Origin of the sequence: Pontibacter sp. BAB1700 (assembly GCF_000277005.1) — a bacterium.
GTDB classification, from domain to species: domain Bacteria; phylum Bacteroidota; class Bacteroidia; order Cytophagales; family Hymenobacteraceae; genus Pontibacter; species Pontibacter lucknowensis.
Genome location: NZ_AKIS01000155.1, coordinates 1 through 12,612, shown reverse-complemented (window position 1 = coordinate 12,612; position 12,612 = coordinate 1). Strand labels below are relative to the sequence as shown.

Annotated in this window: 14 protein-coding genes; 9 read left to right on the top strand and 5 right to left on the bottom strand. The window is 53.0% G+C overall.

The genetic code is table 11. The features are described 5' to 3' along the window. A partial coding sequence (locus tag O71_RS16895) for a histidine phosphatase family protein (protein WP_007659237.1) occupies window positions 1–113 on the bottom strand: 113 nt, incomplete at its 3' end. A 66-nt stretch (window positions 114–179) separates the two neighbouring features. Between O71_RS16895 and O71_RS16890 the strand changes: the two genes are divergently transcribed. The 8 genes from O71_RS16890 (at window position 180) to O71_RS16855 (ending at window position 7,156) form a co-directional block, all read left to right on the top strand. Next, window positions 180–590 (top strand): hotdog fold thioesterase, encoded by a 411-nt coding sequence (locus tag O71_RS16890; protein WP_007659235.1) that lies wholly within the window; start codon window positions 180–182, stop codon window positions 588–590. Between the two features lie 4 nt (window positions 591–594). After that, window positions 595–813, top strand: a complete 219-nt coding sequence (locus tag O71_RS16885; protein ID WP_007659234.1) for a hypothetical protein — start codon at window positions 595–597, stop codon at window positions 811–813. Then, entirely contained in the window at window positions 810–1,805 is a 996-nt protein-coding gene (locus tag O71_RS16880) for an isochorismate synthase (protein ID WP_007659232.1), read from the top strand. Before O71_RS16885 ends, O71_RS16880 begins: the two co-directional genes overlap by 4 nt. A 25-nt stretch (window positions 1,806–1,830) precedes the next feature. Beyond that, window positions 1,831–3,528, top strand: a complete 1,698-nt coding sequence (menD, locus tag O71_RS16875; RefSeq protein ID WP_007659229.1) for a 2-succinyl-5-enolpyruvyl-6-hydroxy-3-cyclohexene-1-carboxylic-acid synthase — start codon at window positions 1,831–1,833, stop codon at window positions 3,526–3,528. A gap of 200 nt (window positions 3,529–3,728) precedes the next feature. Continuing rightward, window positions 3,729–4,094 carry a DoxX family protein gene (locus tag O71_RS16870; RefSeq protein WP_007659227.1) on the top strand — a complete coding sequence of 122 codons (366 nt, stop codon included), beginning with the start codon at window positions 3,729–3,731 and terminating at the stop codon, window positions 4,092–4,094. 528 nt (window positions 4,095–4,622) lie between these two features. Further along, the gene (locus O71_RS16865; protein ID WP_007659221.1) at window positions 4,623–5,735 is read left to right on the top strand and encodes an AMP-binding protein; all 1,113 of its coding nucleotides are present in this window, start codon (window positions 4,623–4,625) and stop codon (window positions 5,733–5,735) included. Window positions 5,736–5,783: 48 nt separating this feature from the next. After that, window positions 5,784–6,653, top strand: coding sequence for an SMP-30/gluconolactonase/LRE family protein (locus O71_RS16860; protein WP_007659219.1), 870 nt, complete (start codon window positions 5,784–5,786; stop codon window positions 6,651–6,653). 107 nt (window positions 6,654–6,760) lie between these two features. Then, window positions 6,761–7,156 (top strand): hypothetical protein, encoded by a 396-nt coding sequence (locus tag O71_RS16855; RefSeq protein WP_237717880.1) that lies wholly within the window; start codon window positions 6,761–6,763, stop codon window positions 7,154–7,156. A gap of 120 nt (window positions 7,157–7,276) precedes the next feature. Here the strand turns inward: O71_RS16855 and hutG are convergent, their stop codons facing one another. The 4 genes from hutG to hutU all read right to left on the bottom strand — a co-directional run bounded on the left by hutG (window position 7,277) and on the right by hutU (window position 11,434). Beyond that, the gene (gene hutG / locus O71_RS16850; RefSeq protein ID WP_007659217.1) at window positions 7,277–8,251 is read right to left on the bottom strand and encodes a formimidoylglutamase; all 975 of its coding nucleotides are present in this window, start codon (window positions 8,249–8,251) and stop codon (window positions 7,277–7,279) included. Between the two features lie 74 nt (window positions 8,252–8,325). Next, entirely contained in the window at window positions 8,326–8,568 is a 243-nt protein-coding gene (locus tag O71_RS27490; RefSeq protein WP_369750979.1) for an amidohydrolase family protein, read from the bottom strand. Then, entirely contained in the window at window positions 8,517–9,569 is a 1,053-nt protein-coding gene (gene hutI / locus O71_RS16845) for an imidazolonepropionase (RefSeq protein ID WP_369750978.1), read from the bottom strand. The genes O71_RS27490 and hutI overlap by 52 nt, the downstream gene beginning before the upstream one ends. 152 nt (window positions 9,570–9,721) lie before the next feature. Next, the gene (hutU, locus tag O71_RS16840; protein ID WP_051017801.1) at window positions 9,722–11,434 is read right to left on the bottom strand and encodes a urocanate hydratase; all 1,713 of its coding nucleotides are present in this window, start codon (window positions 11,432–11,434) and stop codon (window positions 9,722–9,724) included. Between the two features lie 121 nt (window positions 11,435–11,555). On the opposite strand from hutU, the gene O71_RS16835 reads away from it, so the two are divergent. Beyond that, on the top strand, window positions 11,556–12,191 hold the full coding sequence (locus tag O71_RS16835) for a bifunctional 2-polyprenyl-6-hydroxyphenol methylase/3-demethylubiquinol 3-O-methyltransferase UbiG (protein WP_007659215.1): 636 nt from the start codon (window positions 11,556–11,558) through the stop codon (window positions 12,189–12,191). Window positions 12,192–12,612 lie beyond the last annotated feature (421 nt).

Here is a 12,612-nt window from a genome sequence, read left to right as displayed (position 1 = left end):
TGTCTGCGGCCCAGCTCGTTGAGCGACGCATCCACGCCGCTGCCTTGTACAATGCCTTGCAGGTTAAAATCGGTCTGCCCGTGGCGGATCAGGTATATTTTCTTAATACTCAAAATTGACTTACTTTTGCCTCTTTACAGATACGAGAATGCGAAGTTAGCATTCAAAGCCTATACAAAATGGATTCTACGTTAGAAAAGCTGCAAGAGTGGAGTAAAAACACGATGGTGGAGCACCTCGGCATCGAATTAACCTCTTATAAGGATGGGGTTCTGATCGCAAAGATGCCTGTTGACAAGCGCACTCACCAGCCGATGGGTCTGTTGCACGGCGGCGCTTCTGTGGCTTTGGCCGAAACGCTGGGCAGCATCGGGGCCGCACTTACAGTGGATCTTAGCCAGAAAGCCTGCGTGGGACTGGAGATAAATGCCAACCACATCCGCAGCGTGCGCGAAGGGTGGGTATACGGTGAGGCCAAAGCCTTGCACCAGGGCCGCAGCACACAGGTATGGGAAATCAGAATCACCTCTGAAGCTGGCGATCTGGTATGCCTTAGCCGCATGACCCTAGCCATAATCGATAAGAAATAAAAAGATGGAGCAGGCAGCTGGTATGGGAGAGGAAAATACGCAACATTATACCCTGGAACAGGTACTCTCGGCGGCGCTCGCGCTGCAGCGAGGCGTACTTGCCGGTATGGCGACCTGCCTTACAGACCGAGTGCAGGCCTGCATCTCTTTTGGCATGCAAACTACTCCTGCTATACCTGACCTGGAGCCTAGCCCGGCGGCTTTCTGTTCTGTCCATTTGTGACAGAGGGTGCGCATAGCCACATATTCCTGAAAGCCGACATCAGTTACAGCTCGCTCTCCAAGCAGCTCCGCACGGCCCCTGATGCACCCGCTGCGCAGGTGAATTTATTTAAAGAAGGACTTACTCGGGCTGAAAACGGGCAGCCAGCGCAATGGCCTGTACCTGCCAGTCCGCCCCGCCACTCCGACCGCAACGAAGAAACTTTTGAAGCAGCCGTGAGCCTTGCCGTGGATGTGATCCGGGCGGAGGCGATGGAGAAGGTCGTGCTCTCAAGAAGCAGTTCATCCTCCCTTCCTGAGGCTTTTAGTCTGCATAAGGCCTTCGAGAAAATGGCTTCGGCCTATCCAAATGCCTTTGTGTCGCTGGTGGCTATACCTGGTGTGGGCACCTGGCTGGGTGCCTCTCCTGAAATACTGGTGAGCGTCGACCAGCAGCAGTTTTTCAAAACAGTGGCATTGGCCGGTACACAGCCCCTCTGCGAAGACGGCTCCACGGCCAACGCCATCTGGCGGCAAAAGGAGATTGAAGAGCAGGGCATGGTGGAGCGCTACATTTTGAGCTGTTTCAAAAAACTGCGCCTACGCGAATATACCGAAGTGGGTCCGCGCACGGTGATAGCCGGCAACCTGATGCACCTGCGCACCGATTTCAAGGTAGACTTGAAGGAAGTGGACTTCCCCACCCTCGGAACTGATATGCTGCGCCTGCTGCACCCAACCTCCGCCGTCTGCGGTCTGCCCAAAGAGCCAGCCTTGCGTTTTATACAGGATCACGAAGGATACGACCGCAGCTATTACAGCGGCTTTTTAGGGCCCGTGAACAGTGAAGCCGGCACACACCTGTTCGTGAACCTCCGCTGCATGCAGCTATTACAAAACGAAGCCGTACTCTACGCTGGAGCCGGCATCACCGGGGAGTCCTCCCCCGAAAAAGAATGGCATGAGACACAGCACAAACTCCAAACGATGTTTAAAATCCTGGCAGATTTTTAAACACCAATCACTAAATCACTAAATCATGATAAAAGCTCCCGTTGTCAATATAGCTGAGATTTGTGCCCGCAAGGGGGTGGAGAATGTGGTGCTGTCGCCGGGATCGCGCTGTGCGCCGCTCACGATTGCCTTTGCCCGCCACCCGAAACTGACGGTGCGCACGGTGAGTGATGAACGGGCAGCTGCCTTTATTGCTTTGGGTATGGCGCAGACGACAGGAAGACCGACTGTGTTGATCTGCACCTCTGGTACGGCTGCCTTGAACTATGCACCCGCTGTAGCGGAAGCTTTCTTTCTGCAGGTGCCGCTGCTGGTTCTTACCGCTGACCGTCCGCCGGAGTGGATCGACCAGCTGGACGGACAGACCATCCGGCAGCAGCAGGTATACGGACAGCACATCAAGCGCAGTTTCGATTTTCCTGTAGCCCTGGAGCACCCGGATGCGGTATGGCACACGGAGCGCATGGTGTCAGAGGCGCTGAACGAAGCGGTGGCCTTCCCCGCTGGTCCGGTGCACATCAATGTGCCGCTGCGGGAGCCCTTTTATCCGGCTGAAGGTGAAAAAATAGTTTTTGATGAGCAGGCGAAGGTGATCGAGGAAGATCACAACGCCTTCGATCTCAACCCGATGCAGGCCCTCAGACTGGAGCAGGAGCTGCTTTATTTCAAGCGGGTGCTAATCGTAGCCGGCCAGGGAAACCAGGATCCGAAGCTGTTGCATGCCCTCCAGACGTTTATGAGCTCCACAGGTGCCGTAGCGGTAGGCGATATCATCAGCAACACGCAGCAATTGGCAGGCGTAGTGCGCCATCACGATGCGGTACTGGCCTGTCCTGATCCGGAGAAAATGCAGGCCCTGCAGCCGGATTTACTCATCACCTTTGGCAAGTCGGTCATCTCCAAAAGTCTGAAGCTATACCTGCGGCAATACAAACCAAAGGCACATTGGCACATACAACCGGCCGGACAAGTGGCCGATACTTTTCAGTCGCTAACCAAGATCATCCGCTGTACCCCGGGCAGCTTTTTCCGCAGTATGGCCGGTAGCACCCGCGAAGACGCTGGCTACATTAAATCATGGGCTGGTATAGCGGGCAAGGCTACCCAATTTCTGAAAGATTTTACTAAAACAGCTCCCTACAGTGAGTTGACTGCCATCAGCCGCGTTCTTGACAGTCTGCCGCAGCAGAGCAATCTGCACCTCGCCAACAGCATGGCCGTGCGCTATGCCAACATACTGGCCCTGCAGTCAGAGCAGGAAGTGCAGGTGTACGCCAATCGCGGCACCAGCGGCATCGACGGCAGCACCAGTACCACCGTCGGCTGTGCCCTGAGCAGCAAGCGTATCACCATGCTGCTCACCGGCGACATGGCTTTCTTCTACGACCGCAACGGACTCTGGCACAACTACCTGCCAGCCAACCTGCGCATCGTCATTATCAACAACCACGCTGGCGGCATCTTCAGACTGATCGACGGTCCGCGAAGACAGCCTGAACTGGAGGAGTTCTTTGAGACAAGGCAACAACTCGACGCCCGCAGTACCGCGCAGGATTTCGGTTTGGCCTATACCGCCTGCGCTTCACTAGAGGAATTAGAGCAGGCGCTTCCTGCATTTTTTGCCCCCAATGCCGGTGCAGGTATACTGGAAATCTACACCGACAGCAAAGCAAACGCGGCAGAGTTTGCCGCCTATAAGCAGGCGCTGCTGAAGGCTTTGTAAGGTAAGGACAGGTATAGCTTTTTGAGCTTGTAATCCCCTGCCTCCTAATTTCTGGACAGAATTGGTGCAAATGCCGGTTCCAACTACTCCCTTGCGAAAGTCACCCCCATACGATATATCACCTATTGGATTGTCCGTTTCGCTGTATAATTCGTTTAAATAATTGTATACCAATTTCTTAAACCTTAATTTTTACAGCCATGAACTTAACGCAAGACATGCACCGGATCGAGCACTGGGCAGATGCACACCATCCGGTTTGGGTAGACTTCGTGCGCATGGCGCTGGGTATCTTTTTATTCGTGAAGGGTGTCATGTTTATTCAGGATACGGCAGCTCTGCAGAGCATCATGCGCAACAGCCAGTTTCAGTGGGTGTCGTTTGGGATGGCCCATTACGTGGCCTTCGCACACCTGGTAGGCGGGCTGCTTATCGCCATGGGCCTGATCACGCGCATCGCTATTCTCTTCCAGATTCCCATTCTGCTGGGTGCTGTGTTCTTTATTAATCCGCAACGGGCTTCTACTCCGAAAATACCGAACTCTGGTCATCTCTCATCGTCCTGATCCTGCTCATAGTCTTTCTGGTTTTGGGCTCTGGCCGTCTATCGGTAGACAACCTGATACGCCGACCGGAAAGGGATGTGCTTTATTAAGCCTTTTGAGATTGACCTTGAGACAAACCTGTCTATTGTAGACGCCTCCATAAACTGCCAAATCGAAGTGAGTCGGCGTCCGGCAGCCTGAAATCAATTTACGATAAGCTCCTGCTATCCTTTCTGAGGAGAGTAGGAGCACTTTATCTTTACAAACCCGGCTACAAAAGAGCTAGTGTCTGTACAAAGGGCGCCTTTAGCAAAATTATACTTGGCCTTATTTAGGTCTTATACCTGAATGTCGTAATTTTGGGCAAAATTTTGGGCGGCTATACCTAAGAAGAAAATATTGGGAATAGCCGGGCAGCACCCTGGCTGCGTATGGTACAAACAACACAAACGAGCTGAAGCTCTACCTGCCAGGCTCCTCAAATAAAACGATTGAACATGCGGCGAGGCAGCCCAAAGGCATTCCTTGCTTCTAACACTGAGACACCCCATGACGCAAAGGTTCCTGACCCTGAACGGTAACAAGTTCTATTACGATGAGATAGCGGCCTACTCTTTTCGCAACAGCGTACCGCTCAACGGCTACGAAGCTAAAACCCTCGAGTTTTGCCGTGACTGGCTCAATGGAGTGCAGGAATTTCCGATTCACACTTCCGGCTCTACAGGTACGCCTAAGCTGATCACTCTCTCGCGCCAGCAAATGGAGATCAGCGCACGCCGCACCGTCAAGTTGCTCGGTCTGAAAGCCGAAGAGCGCATGCTCGTGTGCCTCAATACAGAGTACATTGCCGGCATGATGATGCTGGTGCGCGGGCTGCTGACAGATATGCAAATGACCATCGTAGAGCCTGTCGGAAATCCGCTTACGCTGGCTCCTGCTGACGAAGTGTACCATTTCGCCTCTTTTGTGCCTATGCAGCTGCAGACCATTCTGCAGGAAAACCATGGTGCCACAGAGCGACTGGACAAAATGAAGGCCATTCTGGTGGGAGGTGCCCCGGTCAATTTTTCGCTGCAGCGTGAGCTACAGCAACTGCAGGTACCGGTATACCACACGTATGGCATGACTGAAACAGCCTCGCACATTGCCCTGCGCCTACTCAACGGACCCGATGCTGCCGATTATTACGAAACCCTTGAGGGAGTTACCATCGGGCAGGACAACCGGGGCTGTCTCACTATAACGGCCGATCTGACTGAAAACGAAACGCTGGTGACCAATGACATAGTGGAGATTCTGACTCCTACCCGCTTCCGCTGGATTGGTCGCGCCGACAATACCATCAATACAGGTGGTGTGAAGGTACAGACCGAAGTGGTGGAGGTAGCCGTGTCAGAGGCCCTGGCGGAGTTGGAACAGGCGCCGCGTTTCTTTGTGGCCTCACAGCCCGACGAACTGCTGGGTGAAAAGGTGATTCTGGTGCTGGAAGGCAAACAACTCACAGATGAGGAAGAGCAGCAGGTAATGGATAAAATGCGAAGCATTTTGCGCAAGTTTGAAATGCCGAAGGACATTTACTACAGCCCTGCATTCTCTGAAACACCCACTGGTAAGGTGTCCCGTTTGCGCACTATGCAGAAGCTCGGGCTCGAGACAGATTAAAACAGGCAGGACGCTAACGCGTAGTAAGGTAAAACAACAGACCTTACTATGCGACCATTATCTTTAATAAGCCTTCTCATACTGACTGCACTTATCCTGCAAGGCTGCAGTGGCGGACTCTTTTCCTCCAGAGCCCCAGTGACACTGACCGAGGCATGGGCCACTGACAACACCCTGCGCACACCGGAATCGGTGGTATTTGACCGTGAGCGCAATGTACTCTATGTCTCCAACATCAACCAGGTCAGCAAAGACCGGAAGGACGGCGATGGCTTCATCTCACGCCTCAACCCCAATGGCGATGTGGACCAGTTGTACTGGGTATCTGGCCTGAACGATCCCAAAGGCCTGGCGTTGCACAACAACATACTCTATGTGGCAGATATGGACGAGATCATTGCCATCGCCACACAGACAGGTGCCGTACTGGCACGCCACAAAGCTGACAAAGCCCAGATGCTCAATGATGTGACGATTGACAATGCCGGCAATGTATACGTGTCCGATTCTCAGCGGGGAACCATCTACCTGTTCCGCAACGGACGTGTGAGTCAGTGGCTCGACACAAAGCGTGAACGCCCCAATGGCTTGCTATATGACAACAACCGCCTGATTGTGGCCTCCCACAACACGGGCAAGGTTCGCTTCCTGGATATCGAGCGGCAAGACTTCACAGACTGGACTGATAAGATTCCGTCGGCAGATGGTATAACCCGGGTGGGCACAGATGGCACCCTGGTATCAAACTGGAATGGCGAGATTTACTATGTCGATATCAACGGAAGGAATTGGAAAATACTTGACACCAAGAACAAAAAGATCAACACCGCCGATATTTTCTATTCGGAAGAGCAGGGTCTGCTTTACGTGCCTACTTTTTATGACAACCGCGTAGTGGCCTACCGGGTAGCCTTCTAAAAAAATTGCACTGATTTTTTTAGAAATATCATAAGCCTGATAAAATCTGGCTCAGATTATGCATATACAGCCGTATACGTAATCTGTACTGGAGATAAATTATGAAGATGAAACAAACGTATTTGCTGGCCGGTGCAGTGCTACTGGCTGGTTTTAGCGCCATGGCGCAGGAGAGCTCAACGCAGCTCCCACCAGCAGAGCAGAAACAACTAAAAGTTGCTAAGCCTGACACCACTGCCCGCATGGAAACACTGTCGGGCATATTTCTGAACCCCACTAAGAAAGGCACCTTTGTGCTGGACTTCAACCAGGTGCTGACTGAAAACGCGCGGCTGGAAGTTAAAAACAAAGCTGGTAGACTAGTCTACAAGAAACCTGTCAGTGTAGCCAAAAAAGAAACCTCCTGGCGCTTTGACCTGGGCAAGCTAAGACCTGATACCTACCAGGTAGAAGTAATAACCCCTGACACGACCTATTGGACGAAGTTTAAGATCGGGAGGTAAGTTGAGGAGTTTGAGAGTTGAGGAGTTTGAAAAATATTAGGGAAAGATATACGCAAACTTATTCTCTTTGCAATCCTTCACTAATTCTTACTTCTTAAACTCCTCAACTCTCAAACTCTATCATACCTGACTCCATTGCTGTACCACGTGGTAAAGCAGGGAAGCGCCCAGTTTTGCTGTTCGGTTATCAATATCCAGTGCCGGGTTCAGCTCCACCACATCCAAGGCCAGCATTTTGCCGCTACTGATGATCTCCTGCAGTAGGATCAAGGCTATTTCAGGATGTATGCCCAAGGCAGCCGGAGCACTCACCCCCGGTGCGTAAGCCGCGGCAAACACATCCAGATCGATGCTCACGTAGAGCACATCCATCATGGCTATGAATTGCTGCAATTTCTCCCGCAGGGCTTCATAGTTGTATACCTGCATGGCGGGTGCAAATACGTAATCAGCACCATAGTCTTTGGCTGTGTTGAAGAGCTTTTGGGTATTGCCATACTGCTGTATACCAAGGCACAGGTAATTGAACTCCCGGTCATCAGCCAGCAGGTCGTCGGCTATCTGCAGAAAAGGTGAGCCCGAGCTGGGTTGTTTTTCATAGCTGCGCAGGTCAAAGTGAGCGTCGAAGTTGATGATACCAAGCTGCTTATCCTGCGGCAGCAACTGCTTTATACCCAGATAATGTCCATAGGCTGTTTCGTGCCCGCCGCCCAGTACAATGGTTTTGTAGGTATGGGCAAGCAGGGCGTGCACCTTTTTGCCCAGCTGTTTCTGTGCTTCTTCCAGGTTCTGGTTGGTGCAGTACACATCACCCGCATCAAACAGAGCAGTGTCATCCTCCAGATGCCAGGCAAATGACGCCATGGCCTGCCGCAGAGCGGCCGGCCCCGCTACAGCACCTTCTCTCCCCTGGTTACGCCGCACCCCTTCGTCGCAGGAAAAACCAACAAAAGCGATTGCCTGATCTGCAGAAGCAGACTCGACTTCATCACTCAGGTTGAGGAGTTGTACTCCCTGATGCCAGCGCTTGCCTTCCTCACCATCTGCAGCGTCTACTCTTCCTTTCCAGGTGCCGGGTGCTGTGGGTTTGTACATGGAGTTAAATTGTTGATGGTTGAATTGTTAAATTGTTGACCAGGGATAATTGACACTTGCGGAATAAGCAGCAGCTATACTTCCTTACCCAGCTTCCATATCTGCGTTGGCTTCAGTTTGCCTTGCTGGTACAGGATCTCCTTGTAGTTATCGGTTGGGAAGGCGATCAGGTCGGCTAATTTGCCTTTCTCAATTGTTCCCCGGTCTGTCAGGTTCAGGGCTTTTGCAGCACGAACCGTAATGCCAGCCAATGTCTCGGCACAGGTCAGTTTTTCGGATGCGCCGAGTAAAGCGGCCTGGAGCAGCAGATCACCCATGGGGCAGAACCTGGATTCCAGTCAGTGGCAATGGCCAGACAAAGCCCGCCGTCGAGCATTTTACGGGCCGGAGCGTAGTGCATGCCCAGCCCCAGCGAAGCGCCGGGCAGCACGGTAGCCACTACACCTGCAGCCTGCATCAGAGCGATCTCTTCCTCTCCACTGGCCTCGAGGTGGTCAGCACTTAATGCACCAACCTCGGCAGCAATGCGGCTACCCCCGGTACTGAACTGGTCTGCGTGTACGGTTATGTCAAATCCCATTTCGCGTGCCGCCAGTAGGTACTCCAGCGAGTCCTCTTCGTTGAAAGCGGTGTCTTCAATAAAAATATCCACCCGGTTGGCCAGTCCCTGCTCTTTTACCTGTGGCAAAAGCTCGGTCACTACTTCCTGCAGGTATAGCCGAGAGTCAGTGTGCTCAGGCGGACGCATGTGGGCGGCCAGACAGGTAGGTATAAGCTCCAAGGCATGGTGCTTGTTAACTAACTGTATCGCCTCCAGCATTTTGAGCTCTTCTTCGGTAGTCAGGCCATAGCCGCTCTTCACCTCGCAGGTGGTCACTCCTTCTGCCAAGTGGCGGTCGCAGCGTTTTTTGAGCAGATCAACAAGCTCTACAACGGTTGCCTCACGGGTTTTGCGCACACTGTCGAGTATACCGCCACCGCTGCGGGCTATCTCCAGATAGGATTTTCCGGCCACACGCATGGCATAATCGTTTGCACGGGATCCGGCGAAGCAGATGTGGGTATGCGAGTCGATCAGGCCGGGCATGAGCACCATGGACTCAGCAATTTTCTGCAAGTTATAGCCCTTCTCCTGCGCAATTTTCAACAGTTTGTCGTACTGCTCTACCAATACGATATACCCATCATACACCAACACCCCTGCATTTTCGAGCACCTGCAGCTGTTCATCATCTATAGACCCTGCTTCCGGTAAATCAGCCATCGTAAGTACCTGGCGGAAAGGACCGATTAAGGTATGTGAAGGTTCCTGTTTCATAGTTTTGAGATTGCTGGTTAAGGGTAAACGGCTCTTCAAAGTAAATGTCACTACGAATGGCAGTGAGAAAGCTGGAATGCTAATTCAATCATTCCGCTTTTCTTACTACCATCCGTGATGACAAAAAGCCATACTTATTTGAAAGCAGCAGCTTACAGTTTCAGGCCAAATTTCTCGGCATTCTGCTGTGCCGTTTCGTAGCCGGCATCGGCGTGTCGGAAGATACCCATGGCCGGATCGTTGTGCAGCACGCGGCTCAGGCAGCGATCAGCACGCTCGGTACCGTCAGCTAAAATCACCATACCGGCGTGCTGGGAGTAGCCTATACCTACACCGCCACCGTGGTGGAACGACACCCAAGTGGCACCGCCTGCAGTGTTGGACATCAGGTTGAGCAGCGGCCAGTCCGACACAGCGTCAGAGCCGTCAAGCATGCCCTCGGTTTCACGGTAAGGTGAGGCCACAGAGCCGCAGTCTAGGTGGTCGCGACCGATCACGATCGGAGCTTTCACTTTGCCGTCGCGCACGAGTTGGTTGAACATAAGTCCGGCCTTCTCACGCTCGCCCATACCCAGCCAGCAGATGCGGCAAGGCAGTCCCTGGAAAGCTACTTTCTCCTCAGCTTCGTCCAGCCACTTGATCATGTGTGTATTTTCCGGGAAGAGTTCTTTCAGCGCTTCATCTGTCACGCGGATATCCTCTGGATCGCCTGACAAGGCAGCCCAGCGGAAAGGTCCTTTGCCTTCGCAGAAAAGCGGACGCATATACTCGGGCACGAAACCCGGTATATTGAAGGCATTGGGTTCACCGCCCTGCTGCGCGAACTCGCGCAGGTTGTTGCCATAGTCGAAGGTGCGGCTGCCGCGGCGCTGCAACTCCAGCATGAAACCCACGTGGCGGGCCATGCTTTTGAGGGAGCGGGCTTTGTATTCCTTCGGATCACGCTCACGCAGCTCCTTCGCCTCCTCCAGCGTCAGGCCATTTGGTACATAGCCGTTGATCGGGTCGTGCGCAGAAGTCTGGTCAGTGAGGATCTCCGGCGTGATGTTGTCCTGAATCAGCTTCTCCAGCACATCGCCAATGTCGCCTACCAAACCTATGGAGATGGCCTCGCCTTTTTCTTTGGCTTCCAGCGCCCAGCGTTTGGCCTCTTCGTAGTCGTAAGTCATCTTGTCGATGTAGCGGGTTTCGAGACGCTTTTTAATGCGCTCCGGGTCGACATCCACACCAAGGAACGTGGCACCGGCAATGGTGGCCGCCAATGGCTGCGCACCGCCCATACCGCCAAGTCCGCCCGTTACGAGCAGTTTGTGGCGAAGGTCATCGTTAAAGTGAATTCTGCCGCAGGCCGCGAAGGTCTCGTAAGTACCCTGCAAGATGCCCTGTGTACCGATGTAGATCCAGCTACCGGCCGTCATCTGACCGTACATCATCAAGCCGCGCTCACGCAGTTCGTTAAAATGCTCCCACGTAGCCCAATGCGGCACCAGGTTGGAATTGGCGATCAATACACGCGGCGCCTCAGCATGCGTACGCACCTTGCCCACCGGCTTTCCGGACTGCACCAGCAGACTCTCGTCCTCCTCCAGCGTCAGCAGCACCTCGATGATCTTCTGGGCATCCGCCACGGTGCGGGCCGCCTGCCCGATGCCACCGTATACTACAAGGCGGCTTGGGTCCTCGGCCACTTCGTCGGTGAGGTTGTTGAGGAACATGCGCAGGGCCGCCTCGCTCTGCCAGTTTTTGGCGTTAAGTTCAGGTCCGGTTGGCGGAATGTAGGTCGGATGATTAGCGTATTTCTGGATAAACTCGCTCACAGAGAGATTAGAGCGTTTCACAGATTCAGTTGCTGTGGCATTATTCATAGTTCATTCGTTCGTAAAATCCTGTTCAATATTCTTAAAAAAAGAGCAGAAAGGATAGAAAAATCATGCTTAATTTCAGCCTCACTCTCGTTTCAGCTCCCTTGTCTAAACAACAGTTTCTATGTTTCACCTTCCCCTCACTTCCCTCCGCGCCCAATTCGACGACATCGACATCTACCTGTTTGACCAACTGCTGAAAGGCCGCATCCAGAAGGGCATGCACTTACTGGACGCCGGTTGTGGTGCAGGTCGGAATATTACCTACATGATGCAAGCCGGGGTGCAGGTATACGGAGCTGATATTTCGGCGGAAGCAATTGAGAAAACGCGAGAGCTGGCATCAGAGCTGGCTCCTACCCTGCCGGCCAGAAACTTTGTGGTTGCGGATCTGGATGCGCTGCCATTTGCGGAGGACAAATTTGACGTGGTGCTCTGCAGTGCCGTGTTACACTTTGCCAGAAGCGAGGAGCATTTCAAAGGCATCGTGCAGGAGCTCTGGCGGGTACTAAAGCCGGGTGGTATGCTCTTCGCCCGTTTCAGTACCACGATCGGGCTGGAGGGAAAACTGCAGCAGGTCGAGGGCCGGTTTTACAGAATGTCGCACGGGCCGGTCTGGTTTCTGGCAGATGATGGGATGATTGCTGAATTGGAAAAGAGTTTAGGGGCTGAGCGACTGGAGCCCTTGAAGACAGTGCTGGTGGAGCAGGAAAGGGCGATGACGACGTGGGTGGTAAAAAAAGCGCCCTCCCGTTATTAGGAGGGGGAGTCAATCTCTGCCAGTTCCAAGATATAGCTTCGTCGTTACTACTTCGTGCACGATTAACCCACCCCTCCCTTTAAAGAGAGCCTCTCCCAGGAGGGGAATCCTGCTGCTGCTGGTTCAAAGGTTTAGCTTCGTCGGCTTTTCCTCCTATACCATTAACATCCCCCTACCCCCTTCAAAGGGGGACTTTCTGCCACTACAGATTTGGCAGGCATAAGCATTATAGCACAGACCACACATACCACTGGCACGCATTGCTAGGAAACTCACACGGAACTACTCTAGGTATAGCTTTGCCAGGTGCGCCCTTTGACTATCCATTGTCTGAGCGTTCAGCGAGTTTGGATAGTCTTGACTTTTTGCCTACTTTTTGTGTCAAGACAAAARRTAGGTGCCGCCGCACATGCGAAACTCC